The sequence below is a fragment of the Streptomyces sp. ML-6 genome (assembly GCF_030116705.1).
GTDB lineage: Bacteria > Actinomycetota > Actinomycetes > Streptomycetales > Streptomycetaceae > Streptomyces.
Window position 1 is genome coordinate 5,478,491 of sequence record NZ_JAOTIK010000001.1, and the last position, 25,292, is coordinate 5,503,782.

The window sequence follows — 25,292 nt, forward strand, 5'->3', positions numbered from 1 at the left end:
ACGCCGCGCCACCGGGCACGGAGAGCGCGCAGGCGCCGGAAGGCGCGTCGGTACCGGGGGAGGGCACGGCGCCGGAAGGCATGCCGGCACCGGAAGGCGGGTGGGTGCCGGAAGGCGCGTCGGCGCCGGAGAGCGCTTCGGTACCCGCCGGCGACGCCGGGCTCTACCCCGCGTTCGTGGCGCGGCTGCGCGAGGCCGGGCTCGACCCCGACGTCGAGCAGCTCCGTGACGCCTTCTGGCTGGCCCGATGGGCTCGGCATCCGGACGCACCACTGGTCGACGACCTCGCGGAGGGGGACGTTCCGCTCGTTCGCCCGCCGCAGGAGGGGACGGCCGGGCCGTCCGTACGCCCCGGACCCGGCGCCGTGGAACCCCCGGGCACCGGGCCGGACGACGGGACCGGGGACGCACCGGACGACGGGGCCCCGGCACGGGAGGCCCGGGCGGACGCCGACCGGCGGATCACCCTCCACCCCGTACCGCGCACCGGAGCCCCCGCCGCCCGGCCCGGCACCCCGCCGGAAGCCGGCCGGGCGGGCACGGGAAGAGCGGGAGCGGGCACGGGAAGAGGCGGTGCGCGGGCCCTCACCTTCGGGGTGCCCGCCGCGCCGGTCCTCCCCGCGCCGCTGCGGCTCCAGCGCGCGATGCGCCCCTTGCAGCGCTACCGCCCGGCCGCCCCGCCGCTGCGCCGCACCCTCGACGAGGTGGCGACCGCGGAACGCAGCGCCCGGGCCGGCGGGCTGGTCATGCCGGTGTTCCGGGGCGAGTCCCGGCGCGAAGCGGTCCTCCAGTGCGTCATGGACGCCTCGTCCTCGATGCTGGTGTGGGACCGGATGTTCAGTGAACTCCAGCAGATATTCGCCCAGTTGGGCGCCTTCCGGGACGTCCAGGTCCGCTATCTCCACCAGGGGCCCGACGGCGCGGCCGCGGTGAGCCGCAGCCCCGACCCGGCCGCCGCGCCGCTCAGCTCGGCGGACCGGCTGAGCGATCCGACCGGGCGCCGGGTCACCGTCCTGGTCAGCGACTGCGCCGGCCCGCTCTGGCACAGCGGACGGGCCCACCGGCTGCTGCACCACCTGGCAGGACAGGCCCCCGCCGCCGTGCTCCAGCCGTTGCCGCAGCGGATGTGGAACCGGACCAGGCTGCCGGTCACCCACGGTTCGCTGTCCCGGGGCGACGGACCCGGCGGGGCCGCCGTCCTGAAGGTGGTGGAACAGCCGGGCACCGGCCCAGCCGTGCACCCGGGCGCCCTCGCGGTCCCCGTGCTCCCGCCGGTGGAGGCCGCGCTGGCGGCCTGGGCGAGGCTGCTCTCCGGCAGCGGCGCGGGACACATCTCCGGCGCGGTCGGCTGGGTGCGGGCCGACCAGCCGGCCGCCGCGGCCCAGCGCTCCGGCGGCAGCCCGTCCTCGCTCCAACTGGTCAGCCGCTTCCGGTCGGCGGCCTCGCCGGTCGCCGGACAACTGGCCGTCTACCTCGCGGCGGCGCCGCTGCACCTGCCGGTGATGCAACTGGTGCAACGCACGATGCTGCCCCACTCCGGCCCCTCCGAACTGGCCGAGGTGCTGCTCAGCGGCCTGCTCACCCGGAGCAGGGGCGAGGACGGCGGCGGCGATGATGGGCAGTGGTTCGAGTTCGCGCCCGGCGTCCGGGAGGCGCTGCTCGGCCCGCTGGGGCGCGACGAGGCGCTGCTCGTGCTGAAGCACTGCTCGGAGTACATCGAGCAGCGGTTCGGGAAGGGCGGGCCGAACTTCCCCGCCCTGGCCTTCGCCCAGCTCGGCGAGGGCAGACACGGACCGTCACGGCACGCCCGTCCCACGGGCGCCGCCGCAAACGGCGCACCCGACGAGGAGGCCGAGGAGGGCGACGAGAACGGGGAGGGCGGCGCGTCGCGGGTCCCGCACCCCTTCGCCGAGGTGGCGGTCCGCGTGCTGGAACGCTTCATGCCTCTGCCCGAACAGTTCGTGGCGCGGACCGGACGGAGCGGCTCCACGAGCGCCGTCCGGACCCCGAACGCCGCGGTGGAGAGCGCCCGGAGCCTCCTGCGGAAATTCGAGTCGGACAGCATGGTGCAGTACCTGATCGACGCCGTGCAGCTGCTGCGCGGCGCCGCCGGACGCGAGGGGGAGCAGGGCGCCGAACCCGGGCTGTGGGCGGAGTACTCCCGCTGCGTCCTGCGCCTGTGGGAGGTCCAGGGCGACGCGGAACTGCTCCGCGAGGCCGAGTACGCCGCCGAACGGGCCGCCGGGCACCCCGGCTCCGTACGCGAACGGGCCGTGCTCGCCAAGGTGCTGCACGCCGCGGCCGACGACCGGCGGCTGCGGGGCGACCGGCGCGGCGCCGTGGAGCTGCTGCGGCGCGCCGACCGCGAGTACACGGCCGCCTGCGCGGCCCCCGGCCTGGAACCCGCCGAGGCGCTCCGGCTCACCCTGGAACGGGTCCGGGCCCTGGAGGCGCAGTGGCGGCTCGACGGCGACACCGCCCTGCTGCAGGCGGCGTGCGGGATGCTGGAGGCGTTCGCCGACGTCTGGCCCGACCAGGAGAACCGGCCCGCCTCCCTCCCCCTGGCCCACGGCAGGACCCTGCTGAAACTGGCCGGCGCCACCGCCGACGTCGAACAGTCCCGGGTCTACGCCGGACAGGCGGCCCGCTCCCTGCGCACCGCGTTCGAGCAGGGCGGCCGGTACACCATGGGCACCGAGGTGCGCATCCTGCTGGACCTGGTGGACGCCCTGCTCGGCTCCGGCGAGGAGCCGGACGAGGCCGCGACCCTGATCGAGCAGGCCCTGGAGACCGTGCGCGACCAGCGGCTGCGCGCCTCGCTGCGGATCAGGGCCGGACGGGTCCGCGTCGCACGGTACGAGCACACCGGCGAGCCGGACGAACTCGTGGCGGCGGCCGACCGGTTCGCCCAGGCCGCCCGGGGCGTCCCGCGCGACTCGCAGGCCCACGCCGACCTGCTCGCCGAATGGGGCGGCACCCTGCTGCGCCGGGCCCGGCTGCCCGACGGCGGGCCGCACGTCGGCGCCGCGATCCGGGTGCTGCGCGACTGCCGCACGGAGACGGCGGCGGGCAGCGCGCACCAGGCCGAGCGGCTGCTGATGCTGGGCAGGGCGCTGATGCTGCGGCACCGGGCCACCGAGGACCGGGTCGACCTGAGGGAGGCCGAGCACCTCTTCGGCCTCGCGGCCCAGGAGGCGGCCGACCCGCTGACCGAGGCGCGCTGCTGGCTGGAGCTGGGCCGCGCCCACCTCGACGCCTCCCGGGTGCTGCGGCGCCCCGCACGGCTCGACGACGCGGCCGAGGCGTTCCGGGGCGCGGCGGAGGCGGCGGGCGTGGCGGAGGAGGAGGACCGGGACGCACCGCAACAGGCGCGCCGGGCCGTCGAGTTGCAGGCCACGGCCCACCACTGGCGGGGCGTGACGTACGAGCGGGCGGAACGCCCCAGGGCGGCCCGCGCGGCGTACTGGGCCGCCCGGCGGGAGTGGCGCAAACTGCCGGACGGGGGCGGCGCCGCGGGCGAATCGACCGCCGAACGGCTGGCGGAACTGGAACGCTGAGCGGCGGGGGGCCGGCGGGGCGGAGGGACCGTGGTGCGGCGCGGGGACGCCGTCGTACGCAGACCCGCGAACCGGCGTACGAACGGCGTGCTGCCGGGCCGCACGTTCCGCAAGGCGTAGCCCCGGCCCTGCGGGGCATCCGTACAGTGGCGACCGCTACGGGGACGGGGTGCGTGCCGGTGCACGGACCACGGGTCACGGCTCGCGAGTTCGCAGGTTGCAGATCGCAGGTCAAGGACGTGGGTCCGGTGCGGTGCGTTCGAGGGCGAGCGCGCCGGGGCGGGCACGAGCGGTGCTCACGGGGAGGCGTGATGAGCGGGACGGTACACAGGAACATCCCGGACGGCGGGCCGGACAGCGGGCCGGGCGAAGGGCCGGACGCGCTGCCGGACCTGCTGGGGCTCGACCTGGAGTCGCTGCGGACACTGGACCATCCGGTGCTCGCCGAGGTGGTCGCGGATCTGCGCGGGCGGGCCGAGCAGCCGCGGGAGATGCTGTGGGGGTTCACCAACGCGTTCTGACCCCCGCCGCTTCCGGCCCCGGCGCCCCTTCGCCGGCCTTCGGGCCCCGGCACCGGAAGAAAGGTGCCGGGGCCACACGATTTCGGTCCGGGGGCCGGTTGAACAGGACATCGTGACGCGGGACGGGTTTGCCCGCCCGGCAGGCCAGGGATACTCGCCTCGGGACGGCAACGGGGGCCGTACCGGCGAAGGTGAGCGGCGCGGGGGTGCGGGAGTGTCTCGACAGGCGACGCCGAAACCGCCCCCGTGCGCCGGGAACGGCCGGATCCGGCCTTCCTTCGGCCAGTTCATCGTCAAGATGCACGGCCGCTGCAACCTCGCCTGCCGTTACTGCTACCTCTACGAGGGCCCCGACCGCACCTGGCGCGACCGCCCGGCCGCCGCCGCGCCCGCCGTCCTCGACCGTACCGCCCACCGCATCGCCGAACACGCGGCGGCCCACGGACTGCGCGACGTTGCCCTCGTCCTGCACGGCGGCGAACCCCTCCTCGCGGGCGCCGACCGGCTGGCCGCCTTCGCCGACCGGGTACGCGACCTGGCACCCGACGGCTGTACCGTCCACCCCACCCTCCAGACCAACGCCACCCTCCTCACCGAAGCCCGCACCGCCACGCTCGCCCGGCACGGCATACGCATCGGCATCAGCCTCGACGGCGGCCTGGCCGCCCACAACGCCCGGCGCACCGACCACGCGGGACGCCCCTCCTGGCCCGCCGCCTCACGCGGCGCCCGGCTCCTCGCCGACCGGCACCCCGACGCCTACGCGGGCATCCTCACCGTCGTCGATGCCCGCAGCGACCCGATCGAGACATACGAGTCGCTGCTCGACCTGCGCCCCCCGGCGATCGACCTGCTGCTGCCGCACGGCAACTGGACCAACCCACCGCCCGGCCTCCCGCCCGCGGACCTGCCGCACCCGGGCCCCGGCCGTACCCCCGCGGACCTGCCGCACCCGGGCCCCGGCCGTACCCCCGCGGACCCGCCCCACCCGGGCCCCGGCCGTACCCCCGCGGACCCGCCGCGCCCCGGCCCCGGCCTCCCGCCCGGGGACGCGTCACGCCCCGGTCCCGCCCGCCCGACCCCGTACGGCGACTGGCTCGTCACCGTCTTCGACCGCTGGTGGCGCACCGGCCGACGGGAGACCCGGGTCCGGCTCTTCGAGGAGTGCGTCGCCCTGCTGCTGGGCCTGCCCGGCGCCACCGAGTCCCTCGGCCTCGACCCCGTCGACGCGATCGTGGTCGAGACGGACGGGACGATCGAACAGGTCGACTCCCTCAAGTCCGCCTACGACACGGCCGCGGCCACCGGGCTCGACGTCTTCCACCACACCTTCGACGACGCCCTGCGCCACCCCGGCGTCGCCGCCCGCCGGGCAGGCGCCGACGCGCTCGCCGCCGCCTGCCGCGCCTGCCCGCTGCTGACCGTCTGCGGGGGCGGCCACTACGCCCACCGCTACCGCGCAGAGAACGGCTTCGCCAACCCGTCCGTCTACTGCGCCGACCTCGAACGGCTGGTGCGCCACGTCGCCGCCCGGCTGTCCGACGCAACCGCAGGAGAACGCCGATGATCCCCCCACTCACGGACCACATGCTGCGCCAACTCGGCCGCACCGAGGGCGACTCCCACACCCTCGGCGTCCTCGTGCGCGACCAGGACACCCGCCGGCTCGTCCTGCTGCGGGCCCTGCTCGACGCGGCCGGGGCGGCCTCCGCCGCCGTCTGCCCGCCCCGGGCGCTCGACCGCCTCCGCGCGGACTGGGACCTGCTGGAGACGGCCGAACGCGCCGACCGGGCCGCGGTGCGCGCCGTCCTGCTGCACCCGCTCACCGGCCCCTGGGCCCAACGCTGCCTGCGCGGCCTCTCCGCCCCCGCCCCCGCTTCCCGCACCGGCACCGGTACACATTCCCGTACCGGCAATGTCCCCGAACTGCGCGCCGATCTGGACCACTTGAGCGCCCTGGCGGCCGCTGCCGCGATCCGCGCCGGAATCCCGTTCACGACCCGCCTCACCGCACACGACGGACTCCTGTCGCTGCCCACCCTGGGCGCCCTGCGCACGACGTCCACCGCCCCCGTGTCCGTCGACGTCGCCTTCCGGGCCGGTGAACTGACGCTGCGTGAGGAGGGCGCGGCCGTACCGCCCCTCGTCGCCCACCCGCAGCCGGACGGCGCGACCGGCTCGGCCGACCCGCGCTGGCTGCCGGTGCTCGCCCTGCCCGCCCTGCCGCACGGCATCGGCCCCGTGCCCCTGGACGACGTCGACCCCTACCGCACCGACGGCCGCGGACTCCAGCGGCACGGGCTGAGCGCCGCCACCCACATCGACGACCGCGCACGCAAGTCCTGGGCCGAGTCCTGGGCCGGAGTGGCGCCCCTGCTCGGCATCGGCGGCGCACACCGCCTCACCGAAGCGGCGCTCCTGCTGCGCTGCCTGGTCCCGCTCGGCCCGCCGCCCGGCTCCGGACCCGTCGGCGAGAGCGCGGCACACTGCAGCGGCACCAGACGGGAGGCGTTCGGCGCCGTCCTCAGCAGCAGACCCGCCACCCCCGCCTACTTCGCCTCCACCCTCGTCCACGAACTCCAGCACACCAAACTGGCCGCGCTCTGCGCCCTCGTACCGCTGCACCACGAGGACGCCGAGCCGCGCCACTTCGCCCCCTGGCGATCCGACCCCCGGCCCTTCGACGGCCTCCTGCAAGGCGCCTACTCGCACCTCGCGCTCGCCGACTACTGGCAGCGGTTCGCGCTCGGCGCCCGGCGCGTCACCCACCGGGACCTGGCCTGGGCCGAGCACGCCCGCTGCCGCGAACAGGTCGGAGCCGTACTGCCCGTACTGGCCGGCTCGGCGGCACTCACCCGGGAGGGCCGGGTACTGGTCAACGAGATGATCACGCTCTACCACCGTCTGGACGATTGTCCGCCCCCTGCGGGGCACCTCGCGCGCGCGGAGGCGTACGTGGCCACCGCCAAGGTGATATGGCAGCAGAGGAACGGCCCGCGAAGGCCGTGAGGGACCCCGGGATCGTCCACCGGAGCGACCGTGCTCCGGTGTATGTTGACAAGGCTCGGATCGAGGCAGGGAGACGGCTGAATGCCCGGAACGCGTAAGCAAGTTGGAGCAACCGGGGGGCAAACCGTCACCATCAGTTTCGCCGGTTTCAACCGTGCCTGGGCGGCGTGGATCGGGGACCGGCTGGAGCGGCGCGGGGTGACGGTCGTCCAGCAGCGCTGGGACCCGCCGGTGGAGATGCCGCTGGAGGAGTCGCTGCGCGACCTGACGCTCTCCCGCGGCCAGGTCCTGGTGATCCTCAGCGACTGGTACTTCCAACTCGGCCCGCGCGGCCACGAGGAGTGGAACAGGGCGCTGCGCGAGGTCGTCGCCCCCGACCCGGACCGCTTCGCCGCCGTCTGCGTCACCACCTCCGCCCTGCCCGGCGCCACCTCGGCCCTCGGCGCGGCCGACCTGACCAACGTCGGCGCCGAGGAGGCCGAGCGCCGGCTCCTGGTCCGGCTGGGCCTGCCCACCGACCCGCTGCCCGAGGCGGCCGAGGCCCGGCCGGGGCCCCGGTACCCGGCCGACACCCCCGAGGTGTGGGGCGGGGTGCCGCGCCGCAACACCCGGTTCACCGGCCGCGACGAGCTGCTCGCCACGACGTACGAGGCCCTCCAGGACGCGGGTTCCGGCGCCGGGGTCGTGACCCTGCACGGCATGTCCGGCGTCGGCAAGACGCAGCTGGCGGCGGAGTACGTCTACCGGTTCGGCTCCGAGTACGACGTCGTGTGGTGGGTGCCCGCCGACCGCCGCGCCCTCTACCGCCAGAAGCTCGCCGAACTCGCCCCCGAACTGGGCCTGGCCACCGGCGTCGAGTACGGGGAGCGGCTGCGGGCGGTGCGCGACGCGCTGCGCCGCGGCGAACCGCACTCCCACTGGCTCCTGGTCCTGGACGGCGCGGACGAACCCGAACACATCTGGGACCTGGTCCCCACCGGTCCCGGGCACGTGCTGATCACCTCCCGCAACCCGGAGTGGAGCGAGCACAACAGCAACCTCGTCGAGGTCCCGGTCTACGACCGCGACGAGTCGGTCGCCTTCATCCGCCGCCGCGCACCACGCCTGACCCCGAACGAGGCCCACCAGCTCGCCGAGGCCCTCGAAGACCTCCCGCTGCTCCTCGACCAGACCGCCGGCTGGCTCAACGACTCCGACATGTCCGTCGAGGAGTACATCGAACTCCTCGAAGGCGGCATCGACCAGGACGTCGTCAAGGTCTCCGCCGACTTCCCGCTCGCCTTCCAGACCGCCTGGTCGATACTGCTGAACAAGCTCAAGGAGACCGTCCCGGAATCCGTCGACCTGCTGCGGCTGTGCAGCTTCTTCGCCCCCGGCTCCATCCCCGTGCGGCTGCTGCGGGAGATGCCCCCCGGCAACCTGCCGGAACAGCTCTCCGGCCTGATGAACGACCCGCTGCTGTGGAACAGGGCGATCGGCCAGCTCCGCCAGTACTCCGTGGTCCGCCTGGAGTCCCACGAGACGGCCGGCGAGGAGGCCTCGTCCGGCGAATCGCTCTACATGCACCGCATGGTCCACCAGATCGTCGGCAAGGACATGCCGGAACGGGACCGCGACGAGTTCATCGACGTGGTCCGCGGGGCCCTCGCCGCCGCGGACCCCGGCCGCCCCCACGACACCCGGCTGTGGCCCTCCTACGCCGAGATCACCCCGCACCTGAAGTGGGCCGACGTACTGATGAGCACCGACCCGGCCGTGCACGGCCTGGTGCTCAACTGCCTGCGCTACATGTACCTCTCCGGCGAGTACCGGGCCGGCATCAAGCTGGGCGAACGCGCGATGAAGGCCTGGCGGGAACTCCTCGGCGAGAACCACCCCCGGGTCTGGGACCTCAGCCACCACTACGCGAACCTGCTGCGGGCCGTCGGCGACTACGCCGGGACGGAAGCCATCGAACGCGCCGCCGTGGACCACCTGCGCGAGGAACGCGGCGCCCAGGACCTGGAGCACCTGCGCGCCGCCGGCGGCCTCGCCGCCGACCTGCGGGGCCTGGGCCGGTACGACGAGGCCCTGGAGATGTCGACCCGGATCCTGGCCTCCTACCGCGAACTGCTCGGCGACCAGGACTCGCGCACGCTCAGCGCGCAGAACAACCTCGCCATGTCGCTCCGACTGCTCGGCCGCTACGAGGAATCCCTGGATCTGAACCGGCGGACCCTGGAGGCCCGGCGGCAGGTTCTGCGCCCCCGGCACAGCTGGACGCTCTACTCCGAGATCCACTACGCCACCGACCTGCGGCTGCTCGGCCGGTACGGCGAGGCCCTGTCGCTCCAGAACCAGAGCGTCCGGGTGCACCGCCTGGTCATGGGCCAGGACAACCCGCAGACCCTGCGCGCCGAGCACAACCTCGCGCTGTGCCAGTACCGTTCGGGGGAACGCTCCAAGGCCGCGGCCCTGTTCACCCGGGTCCTCGAACGGTCCGAGCGGGTGCTCGGCGAGAACGACCCGCTGACGATGATGTTCGCGGCCAGCCAGAGCTTCTTCGCCCGGGAGCACGCCGACATCGACCAGGCCAGGGCCATAAGCGAGAAGGTGGTCGACGGCTACGCGGACATGCTCGGCGAGGAACACCCGTACGTGGCGGGAACCCGCGCCAACCACGCCCTGATCCTGCGCAACGTGGGCGAACGCGACCAGGCCCACGCCCTCCTGGAACAGGCGCTCGCCGACATGACCCGGGCCGTGGGCGAGCACCACCCCTGGACCCTGGGCTGCGCGATCAACGCCTCCGCGCTGCGCAACCTGGTGGGCGACCCGGAGTCCGCGGCCGCGCTGACGGACGCCGTCGGCACGAGGGCCACCGAGGTGCTCGGCCGGCTCCACCCGCTGACCCTGTCCGCCCGGATCGCGCACGCCGCGGACCTGCGCGGCCTGCGCGAACGGCAGCGCGCGGACAAGGTCGAGACGGAGGCGCTGGAGGACCTGAGGGCGACCCTGGGCGACCAGCACGTCCACACCGTCTCGGCCCGCTCCCGCAACCGCCCGTACTGGGACTTCGAGCCGCAGATGATCTGATCCGTTTCGAGGAAAGCGGCTCAACAAGTGAATGACCGTCAGTATCCTTGCTCAGCACGTGTGTTGAGATGGATCGGGGGAGCGAATGGCGGTCGTCGTCGGATCTGCGGCACCGGGGGAGGACGGCCCGATCCCGGTCGTCGTGGACATCGAAACCTTCGCGGCCGACCCGGAACCGGCCGGGGCCGACGAGTCCTTCTACAGCCCGGAGGAGACCCGGGGCGGCGCGGACGCCGCCCGGCGCGCCCTGAGCAGTGCCGGTGATCTGTACGGCGACGGGCTCGACCTGGCGCGACGTTGCGCCGCCCAGGCGATGCGCAGACTCGGCGACCTGGGCGAGGGGATGCGCCCCGACGAGATCGAACTCCAGGTCGGGATCACCTTCGAGGCCGGTATGGCGGCCGTGGTGAAGGCCGGCGCCGAAGCGCAGATCCAGGTCACCTTCCGCTGGCAGCCCGGCAACGAGGGACGGGCCACCGCCGTGGCCACTCCCTCATGAGCGGGACGCCACCCCCGCCCGCCATCCCGCCCGGCCGGATGCCGATCCTCCCGTACAGCCGGATCGTCGGACAGGGCGAACTCAAACTGGCCCTGGAACTCAACTTCGTCTCCCCGAGGATCGGCGGCGTGCTGATCGCCGGGCAGCGGGGCACCGCCAAGTCCACCGTCGTCCGCGCCTTCGCCCTCATGTCCGGCGGCGAACTGCCCGTCACCCTCCCGATCAACGCGACCGACGACCGGGTCGTCGGCGGCTGGGAGCTGGACTCGCTGATGCGGGGCGTGGCGAAGCCGCAGCCCGGACTGCTCGAAGAGGCCGACGGAAAAGGGCTGCTGTACATCGACGAGGTCAACCTGCTGGACGACCACCTCGTCAACATCATCCTGGACGTCGTCTCCACCGGTGTGCTGTCCATCCAGCGGGAGGGCATCGACGTGTCCAGACAGCTGTCGTTCGGACTGGTCGGCACCATGAACCCCGAGGAGGGCAGCCTGCGCGCCCAACTGCTCGACCGGTTCGGGCTGATGGTGTCGGCGACCGAACTGGACCTCGACGAACGCCGGCGGACGATCACGACCGTGCTCGCCTTCGAGGAGGAGCTGGAGAACGAGGACTCCGCCTGGCTGCGCGCCGCACAGGAGGAGAACGACGCCCTGCGCGCCGCGCTCCTGGCGGCGCGGGACCGGCTCGGGGACGTCGGGATCGACGAGGACGTGAGCGGGCTCTGCGCCGAAGCGGCGCAACGGGTCGGCGCGGTCGGGCAGCGCGGCGACCTCCTCGTGGCGAGGACCGCCCGCGCACTGGCCGCCCGGGACGGGGACCCACGGGTCGGCCCGGACCACGTCCGCCGGGTGCTGCCGCTCGCCCTGCGCCACCGCAGACCGGACTCCGCCCACGGCGCCGCCCTCGTCTGGGGGCCGGACGACGACGACCGCGTCGCCGACCTCTTCGACTGAGCCGCCGATGCCCGCACCCGTGCCCCGGCCCTCGCCCGCCGCGGATCCCGACGGACCGCCCCGGCGGCTGCTCACCGCACTGGCCTGCGCCGCCGTCGAACCGGGACTGTCCGGGGTGCTGCTGTTCGACCTCCCCGCCCCGCACCTCGCGGCCGTCGCCGCCGCGTTCGACCGGCTGCTCGCCGGACCCGCCGGCCCGCCCGTGCCCCGCACCACCCTCACCGCGGCCACCACGGACGAGGACCTGTGGTTACGGCCCCGGGTGCGCCGCGGCCCGCACGGCATCGACTTCGCCCTGGACCCCGGACCGCTCACCGAGCCGGTGCCCGGCCCCTCCCTCGTCGTCGTCCCCGACCTCGCCAGGCTCAGCGTGCCGGGGAAACGGGCCGCCGTGCAGCTCCTCGGCGCCGACGTCGCCACCGTCGAACACGCCGGACTGAGCCGCCGCTGGCGGCCGGAGGCCCGCTGGCTGGCCGCCTGCCGCACCGAGGACGTCGAACGGGTCCCCCCGCACCTCCTGGACCGCTTCCCGCTCCGCCTCACCCTCCCGGACCTGTGCACCCGGCCGGGCGACACCCCGCTCGGCCCCCTCCCCACCGCCTGGAGCACGACCCTGCACCACTCCCGCGCCCCCGGCCCCAGGCCGCCCCTCCACCCCGACGCCGACTTCGCGTCCCGGGTGCTGGAACTCCTCGACGACCAGGACGGCACCGGGCAGCGCAGACCCCTCGCCCTGGCCCGGACCGCCCGCGCCCTGGCCCGGCTCGACGGCGCCGGACGGCTCACGGCCGGGCACGCCGAGGCGGCCGCCCGCCTCTTCCGGCTGCGCGGCGCCCGGCACCCGTCCCTCGAACCCCCGCCCGAGCCCGGCACCGCGGCCACCGCCCGGAGCGCTCCCCGCATCCTCCCCGAACCCCGCCCCGGCACCGACCGGCACCCCGCACCCGGCACACCCGTCCTGGAACCCGGGCCCGCCGAACACATCGGGTCGGCCCGCGCGGCCGGACCCTGGCCGGCCGCCGACAACCCGTACCCGGAGGACGCCCCGGGACCACCGCCGGAGGACACCGCCCTGCGCACCCCGGACCGGCGCGCCACCGGCCCCCGGGCCGCACGCGGCCCCGTCGTCGGGGTGCGCCCCGCCCGGGACCTGTGGGACCTCGCACCCGTGCGCACGGCCATGGAGGCGGCCAAGTACCGGGCGGTGCGGGAGGGCGGCGACCGCCTGGTGATCCTGCCGCGCGACCTGCGCGGATACGTCCGGGCCCCGGAACCCGTCCGGATGCTCACCCTCGTCCTGGACCACACCTGCCGCGAGGACTGGGACTGGCACCCGGCGCTCGAACCGTTCCTGCAATGGGCCTACGTCACCCGCGCCCCGGTGCACGTGGTCGAGATCGGCGGACGCGGGGCCCCGAACGAGGTACGGGCCGAGTCCTTCACCGCGCCGTCCACCCGCTCCCCGCGCATCGCCGCCGCCCTCGACCGGCCGCCCGGCCGGGCCACCCCGCTCGCCCACGGACTGGAACTGGCCGAACAGACCCTGCGCCGGGCCTTCCAGCACCACCGCGCCGGCCTGGTGGAAGCCCTGCTGGTCGTGGTGACCGACGGGCGCGGCAACGTCCCGCTCGCCGCGAGCCACCTCGGCCGGGCCGGGCGCGGCGCCGTGGGCCGCACCGGCATCGACGACGCGCTCGCCGCGGCCGGCCGGATCAGCGGCATGGACCGGACCCGGCTGCACATCCTGGTCGTCGACCCGGGCCGACAGCCGTACCCGGAACTCCCGCACCTGCTGGCCGAGGCCCTCGACGGCAGGGTGGTCACCGGCAGGCCGGAACCCGAGGCGGCCGGTCATGGGCGGTGAATCCGCGGGCCTGCGCCGCCTGTTGGAGAACTCCGTGGCCACCGGCCGACGCCTGGCCAGGACCCCCGTGCCCGCCGGGGTGCGCACCGGACTGCGCGAACGGCTCGGGCTCACGGAGGCCGACGCCGACAGCCGGCCCCCGCCGCACACCGCCCGGATCACGGTCGTCCCGCACCACGAAGGCCACGTCGGAGTCCCGGCGTTCGGGGTCAGCGCCTGGTGCGAAGGCATCCCCCGGCTCCCGTACACCACCGGACCCACCCAACTGCGCCCCGCCGACATCGGCCTGGGCAACGCGCTGGGCGACGGCCCCGCCCCCTCCCAACTGCTCCGCGACATCCGGCACTGGTCCCGCAATCAGCGACGGCTCGCCGCCTGGATCAACCACGCCCGCGCGGTGCACGGCGACGAGCTCCGGATCACCGTCCACGACGACACCGGCTACGAGATCCCCTGGGAGGCGTTCTGGCTGCCGGCCGACCCGGCGAACGGGCTGGACGAAGGGCTCCTCGGCGCCCTGGTCCCGGTCACCCGGTGGCTCACCATCCGCAGCGCCGACCTGGTGCTGCCCGAGGCGTCCGTGGCGGCTACGGGCGATGTGCTCGGCTACTACTTCCACGCCGCGCCCCCGGCCCGCCCGCACCGCGACGGAGTACGCCGCATCCATGACATGCGGGCCGACATGACGGTCTTCCAGGGATACGCACACCGCCCGCACGTGACGATCGACGACTTCCTCGACGAACTCGACGCGTGTCCGACCGATCCCGTCGGCCTCGTCTACATGGCGGCCCACGGCACCTACGACGACCGGGTCGACGCGCTCACCCTCGCCGAGGTGACCTGGGCCGAGTACGACGACCGCCCGATGACGGTGCTCGACAAGGACCACTCGATGGTCTGCCTCAACGCCTGCCACTCGGCCAGGTTCGTCCGCAACACCGGACTGGGGGAGACGGACCTGCGGGGTTTCACCGAACTCTTCCTCCGCAAGGGCGCCGGGGGCTGCGTCGTCGCGGCCGGACAGGTCGGCGACAGCGAGGCGCGCGAACTCATCCGGCAGCTCGTCGACACCCTGGCGGCCGAACCCTGGCGGCCGGTCGCCGACTCGCTGCGCCTGTTCCGGGCCCGCGCCCTGGACGAGTTCGGCCCCTTGACGAACCTGCCGCGCGCCCGGCACGAAGGACGGCGGAACGTGGACGGCCAGCGGCCCGTCCTGCGCCTGCTGTACAGCCTCATGTTCCAGTACTACGGGCATCCGCTCAGCACGCTCAGCCTGAGCGGCCCACGCCCCGGCGGGACGGCGCACGGGGAAGGGGACGCACGGTGAACGGCGACGATCCTGCCCTGCTCATCGAACCCGTCGTCAGCCGGCCCCGCGAGGCCGAGGCCGGCTGCGCTTACCTCGTCACCGTCGACCTGCGCGGTCCGCTCGGGCCGCGGGGCGAGGAGGACCCGGAAGCCTGGCCGTACCAGGACGAGGAGCTGACCTTCACCGTCGCACTGGACGGGGGACGGCACTTCGTCTGCGAGGTGCTCGACGACCCCGCCCTCGTGCTGCACCGCTACGGGGGTACGTACGGCCCGGCCCGGTTCGTCGTCACGGCGGGCCCGGCCACCGGGCCCGCCGAACTGTGGCTGACCCTCACCAACCAGTGGGGGATGCCGGTCCGCAAGGCCGCCCTGCCCTGCCGGATCGTCCCGTCGGCGGAGGACGGTGCGCAGCTGCCGGTTCCGGTCGCCGGATACGTACCCGACCGGTCGGCCGTCCCCGCGCCGCACGGACCGGCCGGGTGGCCGGAGGAGGACGCGGCGGACGAGGCGCCGGACAGGGCGACGGACGGGACGGCGGATGCGAACCGGTCCACGGACACCGGGACGGACACCGAAGACCTCGCGCCCCTCGAAGCGTTCCCGGTCCCGCGCACCACACCGGGCCCGGTGGACCACGTCACGATCAGTTTCGCCGGTTTCAACCGTGCCTGGGCGGTGTGGATCGGGGACCGGCTGGAGCGGCGCGGGGTGACGGTCGTCCAGCAGCGCTGGGACCCGCCGGTGGAGGTGCCGCTGAAGGAGTCGCTGCGCGATCTGACGCTCTCTCCGGGACTGGTCCTCGCGGTCCTCGGGGACTGGTACTTCCGGCTCGGCGAGCGCGGCCACGAGGAGTGGAACAGGGCGCTGCGCGAGGTCGTCGCCCCCGTCCCCGACCGCTTCGCCGCCGTGCGCGTCACCACCTCCGCCCTGCCCGGCGCCACCTCGGCCCTCGGCGCGGCCGACCTGACCAACGTCGGTGCCGAGGAGGCCGAGCGCCGGCTCCTGGTCCGGCTGGGCCTGCCCACCGACCCGCTGCCCGAGGCGGCCGAGGCCCGGCCGGGGCCCCGGTATCCGGCCGACACCCCCGAGGTGTGGGGCGGGGTCCCGCGCCGCAACACCCGGTTCACCGGCCGCGACGAGCTGCTCGCCACGACGTACGAGGCACTGCACGGGGCCCGCCCCGGCGCTGGTGTCGTGACCCTGCACGGCATGCCGGGCGTGGGCAAGACGCAGCTGGCGGCGGAGTACGTCCACCGGTTCGGCTCCGAGTACGACGTCGTGTGGTGGGTACCGGCCGACCGCCGGTCCCTCTACCGGCAGAAGCTGGCCGAGCTGGCATCCGTACTGGGCCTGCCCACGGGGGCCGAGTACGGGGAGCGGCTGCGGGCGGTGCGCGACGCGCTGCGCCGCGGCGAACCGCACTCCCACTGGCTCCTGGTCCTGGACGGCGCGGACGAACCCGAGCACATCTGGGACCTGGTCCCCACCGGTCCCGGGCACGTGCTGATCACCTCCCGCAACCCGGGCTGGAGCGAGCACAACAGCAACCTCGTCGAGGTCCCGGTCTACGGACGTGAGGAGTCGGTCGCCTTCATCCAACGTCGGGCACCGCGCCTGACCCCGTACGAATCCGACCGGCTCGCCGAGGCCCTCGAAGACCTCCCGCTGCTCCTCGACCAGACCGCCGGCTGGCTCAACGACTCCGACATGTCCGTCGAGGAGTACATCGGACTTCTCGACGGCGGTAACGGCCAGGACGTCGTCAAGGTCTCCGCCGACTTCCCGCAGACCTTCCGGACCGCCTGGTCGATCCTGCTGAACAAGCTCAAGGAGACCGCCCCGGAGTCCGTCGGCCTGCTGCGGCTGTGCGGCTTCTTCGCCCCCCATGCCATCCCGCTGAACCTGCTGCACCGGGTCGCCTGGGGCACCGTCGGCGGCCTGGAGGCGCTCGCGGACCCCGACGTGTTCGACCGTGCGCTCCAGCAGTTGCTGCGCTACTCGGTCGTCAGGCTGGAGGCCACGACCCTCCCGCTCGGGGGAACGGCGGACCCGTCCGGGGCCCTCCACATCCACCGCATGATCCACCGCATGGTGCGGGACGAACTGACGGTGGCCGACCACGCGACCTGTGCCGCGGCGGCCCGCGGTGCGCTGGCCGCCGTCGCCAGGGGCCGGCCCTCCGACGTCCGGGCGTGGCCCGTGTACGCCACGCTCACCCCGCACCTGAAATGGGCGGAGGTGCTGGAGAGCACCCAACCCGCGGTGCAGGACCTCGTCCTGGACTGCCTGCGCCACATGTACCTCTCCGGCGAGTACGGCAGCGGCGTCCGGCTCGCCGGACCGGCCATGACCTCCTGGCGGACCCTGCTCGGCGCGACCCACCCCAGGATCTGGGACCTCGGCCACCACTACGCCAATCTGCTCCGCGCCCTGGGCGACTACACGACAAGCGCATGCGTGGAGCGCGAGGCGGCCGACTACCTGGAGGCCGAACGCGGCGGGCACGACCTGGCGCACCTGCGCGCCGCCGGCGGTCTCGCCGCCGATCTGCGGGGCCTGGGCCGGTACGACGAGGCGCTGCGGCTCTCCACCTCGATCCGGGACCGCTACCTCGACGTCCTCGGCCAACAGGACCACCGCACCCTGAACGCGGACAACAACCTCGCGGTGTCGCTGCGGTTGCTGGGCCGCTACGGCGAGGCGCTGGAACAGGACTGGCACACCCTGGACCTGCGGCGTTCCGTGCTGGGCGGGCAGGCCCCCGCAACCTTGTACTCGGAACTCAACTGCGCCATCGACCTGCGGCTGCTGGGACACCACCGCGAGGCCGAGGAGGTCCTGGAACAGACGGTCCGCGGGCACCTGGAGGCGATCGGCGCCAACAACCCGCAGACCCTGCGCGCCCGGCACAACCTCGCCCTGTGCCGGTACTCCGCGGGTGATGCGGGCGCCGCCCGGTCCGGCCTCGCCCGGGTCCGGCGGGACTGCCTGCGGCTCCTCGGCGAGCACCACCCGCTCACCCTGCTGATCACGGCGAGCGCGGCCTGCGCGGAGCGGCGGGCGGGGGACCCGGACCGGGCGCTGACGCTGCACGAGCAGGTGGTGGCGGGCTACCGGTCGATGCTGGGTCCCGAACACCCGTACACCATCGGGACGGAGGGGAACCTCGGGCTGATGCGCTGGACGCTGGAGGAGCGGGACACCGCCGGTTACGAGATCGAGCGGGCCCGCTCCCTGATGTCCCGCGCGGTGGGCCCCGGGCATCCCTGGGCGCTCGGCTGCGCGTTCAACGCGGTGGTCGTCCGGGCCCGGAACGGGCGGACCGACGAGGCGCACGAGCTGGTCCGGGCGAACGGCCCGCGGGCGACGGCCCTGTTGGGGACGGACCACCCGCTCGCCACGGCCTACCGGCGGGCGGAGGAGGAACCGGCGCGTGCCGGGCACCTGGAGTTCTGGGACTTCGAGCCCATGATCGTCTGAACTGCGCCGCCCCGCAGCGTCGTTGGGGATGCTCGTACGGGAGTGGCCGGCGTGTCATGCCGAGGGACCCGCCCCCGCGATCGTCTCGCGGGAACGGGCCCCTTTCGTGCGGCAGCGGGTCAGGCCTCGAAGACCTCGGCGACCAGCTGGGCCTGCTCGGCCTGGTGGCGCTTGGCCGAGCCGACCGCCGGGGACGAGCTGTGCGGGCGCGAGATGCGGCGCAGGCGCTCACCGTGCGGGACGTCGGCACCGACGGCCAGGTCCAGGTGGTCGATCAGGTTCAGGGCGATGAACGGCCAGGCACCCTGGTTGGCGGGCTCCTCCTGGGTCCAGAGGTACTTCTCGGCGTTCGGGTACTTGGCGATCTCGGCCTGGATCTCGGCACCCGGCAGCGGGTACAGGCGCTCCAGACGGATGATCGCGGTGTCCGTGACGCCGCGCTTGGCGCGCTCGGCCTCCAGGTCGTAGTAGACCTTGCCGGCGCAGAAGACGACCTTGCGGACGTCGGCCGGGTTCACCGAGTCGTCGCCGATCACCGGGCGGAAGCCGCCGCTGGTGAACTCCTCCATCTTCGACGCGGCCGCCTTGAGGCGGAGCATCGACTTCGGGGTGAAGACGATCAGCGGCTTGTGGTGCGGGTTGTGCACCTGCCACCGCAGGAGGTGGAAGTAGTTCGACGGCAGGGTCGGCATGGCGACCGTCATGTTGTTCTGCGCGCACAGCGTGAGGAAGCGCTCCGGGCGGGCGGACGAGTGGTCCGGGCCCTGGCCCTCGTAGCCGTGCGGCAGCAGCAGCGTGACGCCGGAGGTCTGGCCCCACTTCTGCTCGGCCGAGGAGATGAACTCGTCGACGACGGTCTGCGCGCCGTTGACGAAGTCACCGAACTGGGCCTCCCAGATGACCAGCGACTCGGGACGGGCCAGCGAGTAGCCGTACTCGAAGCCCATCGCCGCGTACTCGCTGAGCAGCGAGTCGTAGACGTTGTAACGGGCCTGGTCGTCGGAGAGGTAGAGCAGCGGGGTGTAGTCCTCGCCGGTCACCTGGTCGACGAGGACCGCGTGGCGCTGGCCGAAGGTGCCGCGGCGGCTGTCCTGGCCGGCGAGCCGGACCGGGGTGCCCTCCATCAGCAGCGAGCCGATGGCCAGGGTCTCGCCCATGCCCCAGTCGATCGTGCCGTTCTCCACCGAGGCCGCGCGACGCTGCATCTGCGGCATCAGACGGGGGTGGACGGTGATCCGGTCGGGGATGTTGACCTGGGACTCCGCGATGACCTTCACGACCTCCTGGGAGACCGCGGTGGTCACGGCGACCGGGAACTCCGGCTGGACCTCGGGGGAGTGCGCCGGGGCCGGCAGCGAGGTGGCCTCGCGGACCTCCGCGAAGACCTTCTCCAGCTGGCCCTGGAAGTCCTGGAGTGCCTGCTCGGCCTCTTCCAGCGTGATGTCGCCGCGACCGATGAGGGACTCGGTGTAGAGCTTGCGCACCGAGCGCTTCTTGTCGATCAGGGTGTACATCTGCGGGTTGGTGAACTCCGGGTTGTCGCCCTCGTTGTGACCGCGGCGGCGGTAGCAGATGAGGTCGATCACGACGTCCTTGTTGAACGCCTGCCGGAACTCGAAGGCCAGCCGCGCGACGCGGACGACGGCCTCGGGGTCGTCGCCGTTGACGTGGATGATCGGGGCCTCGATCATGCGCGCCACGTCGGTGGCGTACATCGAGGAGCGCGAGGACTCCGGGGCGGCGGTGAAGCCGACCTGGTTGTTGATCACCACGTGCACGGTGCCGCCGGTGCGGTAGCCGCGCAGCTGCGACATGTTGAGCGTCTCGGCGACGACGCCCTGGCCCGCGAAGGCCGCGTCGCCGTGGAGCGCGACGGGCAGGACGGTGAAGTCCGTGCCGCCCTTGTTGATGATGTCCTGCTTGGCGCGGGCGATGCCCTCCAGGACCGGGTCGACCGCCTCCAGGTGCGAGGGGTTGGCGGCCAGCGAGACCTTGATCTGCTCGCCGTCCAGACCGGTGAAGGTGCCCTCGGCGCCCAGGTGGTACTTCACGTCGCCCGAGCCGTGCATCGACCGGGGGTCGAGGTTGCCCTCGAACTCGCGGAAGATCTGGGCGTACGACTTGCCGACGATGTTCGCCAGCACGTTCAGCCGGCCGCGGTGGGCCATGCCGATGACGACCTCGTCGAGGCGGGCCTCGGCGGCGGAGTCGATGACCGCGTCGAGCAGCGGGATGACGGACTCGCCGCCCTCCAGCGAGAACCGCTTCTGGCCGACGTACTTGGTCTGCAGGAAGGTTTCGAACGCCTCGGCCGCGTTCAGCCGGCGCAGGATGCGCAGCTGCTCCTCGCGCTCGGGCTGCTGGGTGCGGGTGCGCTCCACCCGGTCCTGGATCCACTTGCGCTGCTTCGGATCCTGGATGTGCATGAACTCGATGCCGGTGGTGCGGCAGTACGACTCGCGCAGCACGCCGAGGATGTCACGGAGCTTCATCATCGACTTGCCGGCGAAACCGCCGACCGCGAAGTCGCGCTCCAGGTCCCACAGGGTGAGGCCGTGCTCGGTGATGTCCAGGTCGGGGTGCTTGCGCTGGCGGTACTCCAGCGGGTCGGTGTCGGCCATGACGTGGCCGCGGACCCGGTAGGAGTGGATCAGCTCGAAGACCCGCGCGGCCTTGGTCACGTCGTTGTCGTGCGAGGCGTCGATGTCCGTCAGCCAGCGGACCGGCTCGTACGGGATGCGCAGCGACTTGAAGATCTCGTCGTAGAACTCGTTCTCGCCGAGCAGCAGCTGGGAGACGATCCGCAGGAACTCGCCGGAGGCGGCGCCCTGGATGACCCGGTGGTCGTACGTCGAGGTCAGCGTCATGACCTTGGAGATGCCCAGCTTGTTCAGGGTGTCCTGGGAGGTGCCCTGGAACTCGGCGGGGTAGTCCATCGCGCCGACGCCCATGATGAGGCCCTGACCGGGCATCAGGCGGGGCACCGAGTGGACGGTGCCGATGCCGCCGGGGTTGGTCAGCGAGGCGGTGACGCCGGTGAAGTCGTCCATGCCGAGCTTGCCGTTGCGGGCGCGGCGGACGATGTCCTCGTAGGCCTGCCAGAACTCGAAGAAGTTGAGCGTCTCGGCCTTCTTGATGGCCGCGACGACCAGCTGGCGGTCGCCGTTCGGCTTCACCAGGTCGATGGCGAGACCGAGGTTCACGTGGTCCGGCTTGACCAGGGTCGGCTTGCCGTCCTTCACCGCGAAGGAGTGGTTCATCGCCGGCATGGCCTTGAGGGCCTGCACCATCGCGTACCCGATGAGGTGCGTGAAGGAGATCTTCCCGCCCCGGGCGCGCTTGAGGTGGTTGTTGATGACGATGCGGTTGTCGAAGAGCAGCTTCACCGGGACGGCGCGGACGGACGTGGCCGTCGGCAGCTCCAGCGAGGCGTTCATGTTCTTCGCGACGGCGGCCGAGGGGCCGCGCAGCGTCACGTACTCGGGGCCCTCGGCGGCCTCGGTGGCCGGTGCGGCCTTGGCGGCGGGGGCGGCTGCCTTCGCGGCCGGGGCCGGGGCGGCCTCCGCGGGGGCAGCGGCGGCCTGTGCGGGAGCCGGGGCCGGAGCCGCGGGAGCCGGGGTCTTCGCGGCCGGCGCGGGAGTCTGCGCCGGTGCGGGCTGTGCGGGAGCGGCCGGGGTCACCGGGGCCGCCGGGGTCGGGGCGCCGGGAACGGGCTTGTCCGCCGTGCCGGACGTGCCCGGCTTGTAGTCGGCGAAGAAGTCCCACCAGGCGCGATCGACCGAATTGGGGTCCTGGAGGTACTGCTGGTAGATCTCGTCGACGAGCCACTCATTGGGGCCGAAAGCCGCGGCGGGGTTCGCACCCGCGCTGGCTTGGTCGGTCGAGATGCTCGAGTTACTGGGGGACTGAGACGACACGGCGGCAACCGCCCTCTTCCGCTTCACAAGGTGATGGACAGCGGAAATCAAGGCTACGCCTCCCGGGCCGTTACTTGCAGGCCGGGCCGGTCTTCGTCGCGCAAGTCACACTGGAAGGCGGGTTTCGGGGCAGGAAATGGCGGGAAACAAGCATGGTTCCGCTTCACTGCGGACATGCCGAACCGGGGCTGCGGCCACCTGGACCGCACCCCTTGAACGGAACACGCAGAACGTGCCCTTCCGGTTCGAACCCTATGTCAACCGCGCGGTTGTGTGGTCCCCGGAAGAGTGACCTGAATTCGGCAACCGCGAGCAGATTCGGCCACCCGGATGCGCCCGCCGTGCAGATCCACCGCCCAGCGGGCGATCGCCAGGCCGAGCCCGGTGCCCCCGTCGCTGCCCGGACCGTGCGGGGACGGCACCTCGCCCCGGTTGAAGCGCTCGAAGACCCGGTGCCGCTCCGCCTCCGGAATGCCCGGCCCCTCGTCCAGAACCTCCAGCACGAGGGATTCCGGGCCGGGCCCGCGCCGCGCCAGCACGGTGACCCGGCCGTGCGGCGGGCTGTGCTTGACAGCGTTGTCGATCAGATTGGCCACCACTTGGTGCAGGCGTTCCGCGTCCGCGTGCGCGGTCAGCTCGGGCGGCGAGACGTCCAGGTGCAGGTGCACGTCCTTGCGGGTGTGGTTCCCGGAACCGGACGACAGCCTGCGGTGCGAGACGGCGAGGTTCGCCTCCTTCAGCACCCCCGACAGATACGGCCACACCTCGAAACGACCGGCCTTGAGCGTGACCACCCCGTTGTCCAGCCGGGACAGGTCCAGCAGCGTCTCCACCAGCCGGCCGAGCCGCTCGGTCTGCTTCAGCGCGGTGCGCATGGTCTCCGGATCGGCCGAGGACACCCCGTCCACGACGTTCTCCAGCACGGCTCTCAGCGCCGCGATGGGAGTGCGCAACTCGTGCGAGACGTTGGCCACCAGCTCCTTGCGGTGCCGGTCCACGGCCTCCAGGTCGTCCGCCATGAGGTTGATCGTCTGGGCCAGGTCGCCCAGTTCGTCGCGCCGGTCGGCGCCGCTCACCCGCCGGGTGTAGTCGCCGTGCGATATCGACCGGGCCACCGTCGTCATCTCGTCCAGCGGCGCCGTCAGGCCGTGCGCCACGAACTGCGTGATCAGCAGGGTCGCGATCACCGAGAACACCGTGATGAACCGCAGCTCGGTCCGGGTGCGCACGGCCACCATCAGCAGCCCGGTGGTGATGAACACCGAGACCACCACGAGCGTGCCCAGCTTGGCCTTGACGGAGAAGGGCCTCAGCCCGGGGCCGGAGGCGCTCATGGGGCCGGGGTCTCCAAGGCGTAGCCGACCCCGTGCACGGTCCGGATCCGCTCCGCGCCGATCTTCCGGCGCAGCGCCTTGATGTGGCTGTCCACGGTGCGGGTGCCGGAGGCGTCCGCCCAGTCCCAGACCTCGGCCAGCAACTGCTCCCGGGACAGGACGGCGCGCGGGGTGTTCGCCAGGCAGACCAGCAGGTCGAACTCGGTCGGCGTGAGGTGGACGTCCTCGGCGCGCACCCGGACCCGCCGCTGGGCGTGGTCGATCTCCAGCTCGCCGAGGCGCAGTATCCCGCTCCGCGGCGTCACCGCGGCCAGCGCCGCGCGCTCGACCCGGCGCAGCAGGACGTGCACCCGGGCCGCCAGCTCGCGCATCGAGAACGGCTTGGTCATGTAGTCGTCGGCGCCGACCCCGAGGCCGACCAGCATGTCGGTCTCGTCGTCCCGCGCCGTCAGCATCAGCACCGGCACCGGCCGCTGGGCCTGCACCCGGCGGCAGACCTCCAGGCCGTCGAAGCCGGGAAGCATGATGTCGAGCACCATCAGATCGGGCTGCCAGGCCTCGGCCGCGTCCACCGCCGCGGGGCCGTCGAGTGCGGTCTGCACCAGAAAGCCCTCGGCCCGCAGCCGGGCGGAAATGGCATCGACGATCGTGGCGTCGTCCTCGACCACCAGCACCCGGCGCTGCGCTCCCGGGGTGGCCGCGACGTTGTTGTGGGTGGTGTGTGTCTGTTCCATCGCCCCGCCCCTGCCCGTCCTCGCGGGGGCCGTTCCCCCGGACGCACGGTCTTCGCTTGTGGATTTCGTGGGTGACCCCGTTACGGGTCAGCAGCGTAAAGGCAGCGGACTGCTCTCGGCTACGCAGGGTGTAACGGCTCGGACGCGAGGAAGTGGCGGAGTGTCGGCCTTGTGATGCTTGGCCCCGGGGCTTTCGGGGCCGGCGATACCCGGCGGGGGGATCTCAGCCCGTCCGAAGTGCGAGATGCACCACGTCGGGAACACCTCGGGCAACATTGACCTCTTCAGTCCTTACCCCACTGAATCCGGCATTCCGTAGGGCCTGTTCGAAGTCGGCGGAAGGCTGGGCGGACCACACCGCGAGCACGCCGCCCGGTGTCAGCCGCTCCAGACAGTCCGCCAGACCGGCGGGCGAGTACAGGCTCGTGTTGTCCTCGGTGACCGTCCAGTCCGGCCCGTTGTCGATGTCCAGGCACAGAGCGTCGTAACGCTCCGTGGTCGTGTGCAGGTGGGCGACGAGGTCCACCGTCAGGATCGAGGCCCGCGGATCGGCGAGCGCCGGGCCGGAGATCGAGGCCAGCGGGCCCTCCAGGTGCCAGTCCACGATCGCCTGCTCCCGCTCGGCCACGACGATCCGCCCCCAGCGCGGCTCGGCGGCGGCCCGGGCCAGCGAGAAACCGACCCCGAGCCCCCCGATGAGCACCGAGGGCTCCGGCCGGTCGGCGGGCAGGGCGGCCAGCGCCGCGTCGATCAGCAGCCGCTCGGAGCGCCCGTCCGAGGTGTCCATCAGGAAGCACCCGTTGGCGATGATCTCGAAGTCGTCACCGCGCTCCCGCAGGACGACCTCGCCGTACGGGCCTTCGCGACGGTCGAGCGTGACGGGGGTGGGGGCGGGGGCGTCGGAGCGGTACGTGTGGGACATGGTGCGGGTCTCCGGTGGACGGCGGACGAGGTCCCCGCCATCCTGTCCGGTCGGCGCGTTCGGAGGCCAGCGGGTTGGCGGGTCGGCAGGTCGGTCGGTTCGTCGTTCTC

14 protein-coding genes are annotated in these 25,292 nt (G+C 73.4%); 10 read left to right on the forward strand and 4 right to left on the reverse strand.

Going from position 1 to position 25,292, the window contains the following annotated elements; genetic code table 11:
- The first annotated feature begins 104 nt into the window (after positions 1 to 104).
- From OCT49_RS24430 to fxsT (OCT49_RS24475), 10 genes are all read left to right on the forward strand, one after another.
- Positions 105 to 3,557 (forward strand): SAV_2336 N-terminal domain-related protein, encoded by a 3,453-nt coding sequence (locus tag OCT49_RS24430; protein ID WP_283853968.1) that lies wholly within the window; start codon positions 105 to 107, stop codon positions 3,555 to 3,557.
- Positions 3,558 to 3,868: 311 nt separating this feature from the next.
- Positions 3,869 to 4,078 carry an FxSxx-COOH cyclophane-containing RiPP peptide gene (gene fxsA, locus OCT49_RS24435; protein ID WP_283853969.1) on the forward strand — a complete coding sequence of 70 codons (210 nt, stop codon included), beginning with the start codon at positions 3,869 to 3,871 and terminating at the stop codon, positions 4,076 to 4,078.
- 214 nt (positions 4,079 to 4,292) lie between these two features.
- The gene (locus OCT49_RS24440) at positions 4,293 to 5,645 is read left to right on the forward strand and encodes a radical SAM protein (protein ID WP_502963411.1); all 1,353 of its coding nucleotides are present in this window, start codon (positions 4,293 to 4,295) and stop codon (positions 5,643 to 5,645) included.
- Positions 5,642 to 7,087 carry an aKG-HExxH-type peptide beta-hydroxylase gene (locus OCT49_RS24445; protein ID WP_283853970.1) on the forward strand — a complete coding sequence of 482 codons (1,446 nt, stop codon included), beginning with the start codon at positions 5,642 to 5,644 and terminating at the stop codon, positions 7,085 to 7,087. Before OCT49_RS24440 ends, OCT49_RS24445 begins: the two co-directional genes overlap by 4 nt.
- 81 nt (positions 7,088 to 7,168) lie before the next feature.
- Entirely contained in the window at positions 7,169 to 10,162 is a 2,994-nt protein-coding gene (fxsT, locus tag OCT49_RS24450) for an FxSxx-COOH system tetratricopeptide repeat protein (protein WP_283853971.1), read from the forward strand.
- A gap of 85 nt (positions 10,163 to 10,247) precedes the next feature.
- The gene (locus tag OCT49_RS24455; protein ID WP_283853972.1) at positions 10,248 to 10,661 is read left to right on the forward strand and encodes a CU044_2847 family protein; all 414 of its coding nucleotides are present in this window, start codon (positions 10,248 to 10,250) and stop codon (positions 10,659 to 10,661) included.
- Positions 10,658 to 11,617 carry an AAA family ATPase gene (locus OCT49_RS24460; RefSeq protein ID WP_283853973.1) on the forward strand — a complete coding sequence of 320 codons (960 nt, stop codon included), beginning with the start codon at positions 10,658 to 10,660 and terminating at the stop codon, positions 11,615 to 11,617. The genes OCT49_RS24455 and OCT49_RS24460 overlap by 4 nt, the downstream gene beginning before the upstream one ends.
- A gap of 7 nt (positions 11,618 to 11,624) precedes the next feature.
- Complete coding sequence (locus tag OCT49_RS24465) at positions 11,625 to 13,481, forward strand: hypothetical protein (protein WP_283853974.1); 1,857 nt, start codon at positions 11,625 to 11,627, stop codon at positions 13,479 to 13,481.
- Positions 13,471 to 14,811 (forward strand): CHAT domain-containing protein, encoded by a 1,341-nt coding sequence (locus tag OCT49_RS24470; protein WP_283853975.1) that lies wholly within the window; start codon positions 13,471 to 13,473, stop codon positions 14,809 to 14,811. Before OCT49_RS24465 ends, OCT49_RS24470 begins: the two co-directional genes overlap by 11 nt.
- Entirely contained in the window at positions 14,808 to 18,275 is a 3,468-nt protein-coding gene (gene fxsT, locus OCT49_RS24475) for an FxSxx-COOH system tetratricopeptide repeat protein (RefSeq protein ID WP_283853976.1), read from the forward strand. Before OCT49_RS24470 ends, fxsT (OCT49_RS24475) begins: the two co-directional genes overlap by 4 nt.
- A gap of 119 nt (positions 18,276 to 18,394) precedes the next feature.
- Here the strand turns inward: fxsT (OCT49_RS24475) and OCT49_RS24480 are convergent, their stop codons facing one another.
- The 4 genes from OCT49_RS24480 to OCT49_RS24495 form a co-directional block, all read right to left on the reverse strand.
- Positions 18,395 to 22,192: a multifunctional oxoglutarate decarboxylase/oxoglutarate dehydrogenase thiamine pyrophosphate-binding subunit/dihydrolipoyllysine-residue succinyltransferase subunit gene (locus OCT49_RS24480; RefSeq protein ID WP_283853977.1), complete on the reverse strand. Its 3,798-nt coding sequence runs from the start codon at positions 22,190 to 22,192 to the stop codon at positions 18,395 to 18,397.
- A gap of 257 nt (positions 22,193 to 22,449) precedes the next feature.
- Entirely contained in the window at positions 22,450 to 23,526 is a 1,077-nt protein-coding gene (locus OCT49_RS24485; RefSeq protein WP_283853978.1) for a HAMP domain-containing sensor histidine kinase, read from the reverse strand.
- Positions 23,523 to 24,260 (reverse strand): response regulator transcription factor, encoded by a 738-nt coding sequence (locus OCT49_RS24490; RefSeq protein ID WP_148839177.1) that lies wholly within the window; start codon positions 24,258 to 24,260, stop codon positions 23,523 to 23,525. The genes OCT49_RS24485 and OCT49_RS24490 overlap by 4 nt, the downstream gene beginning before the upstream one ends.
- A 223-nt stretch (positions 24,261 to 24,483) precedes the next feature.
- Positions 24,484 to 25,182: a spermidine synthase family protein gene (locus OCT49_RS24495; RefSeq protein WP_283853979.1), complete on the reverse strand. Its 699-nt coding sequence runs from the start codon at positions 25,180 to 25,182 to the stop codon at positions 24,484 to 24,486.
- Positions 25,183 to 25,292: the final 110 nt, after the last annotated feature.

Coding starts and splice junctions, on each gene's coding strand:
- OCT49_RS24445 (WP_283853970.1), top strand. CDS start 5,642: ATGATCCCCCCACTCACGGACCACATGCTGCGCCAACTCGGCCGCACC.
- OCT49_RS24460 (WP_283853973.1), top strand. CDS start 10,658: ATGAGCGGGACGCCACCCCCGCCCGCCATCCCGCCCGGCCGGATGCCG.
- OCT49_RS24465 (WP_283853974.1), top strand. CDS start 11,625: ATGCCCGCACCCGTGCCCCGGCCCTCGCCCGCCGCGGATCCCGACGGA.
- OCT49_RS24455 (WP_283853972.1), top strand. CDS start 10,248: ATGGCGGTCGTCGTCGGATCTGCGGCACCGGGGGAGGACGGCCCGATC.
- OCT49_RS24485 (WP_283853978.1), bottom strand. CDS start 23,526: ATGAGCGCCTCCGGCCCCGGGCTGAGGCCCTTCTCCGTCAAGGCCAAG.
- OCT49_RS24490 (WP_148839177.1), bottom strand. CDS start 24,260: ATGGAACAGACACACACCACCCACAACAACGTCGCGGCCACCCCGGGA.
- OCT49_RS24495 (WP_283853979.1), bottom strand. CDS start 25,182: ATGTCCCACACGTACCGCTCCGACGCCCCCGCCCCCACCCCCGTCACG.
- OCT49_RS24470 (WP_283853975.1), top strand. CDS start 13,471: ATGGGCGGTGAATCCGCGGGCCTGCGCCGCCTGTTGGAGAACTCCGTG.
- fxsT (WP_283853971.1), top strand. CDS start 7,169: ATGCCCGGAACGCGTAAGCAAGTTGGAGCAACCGGGGGGCAAACCGTC.
- fxsA (WP_283853969.1), top strand. CDS start 3,869: ATGAGCGGGACGGTACACAGGAACATCCCGGACGGCGGGCCGGACAGC.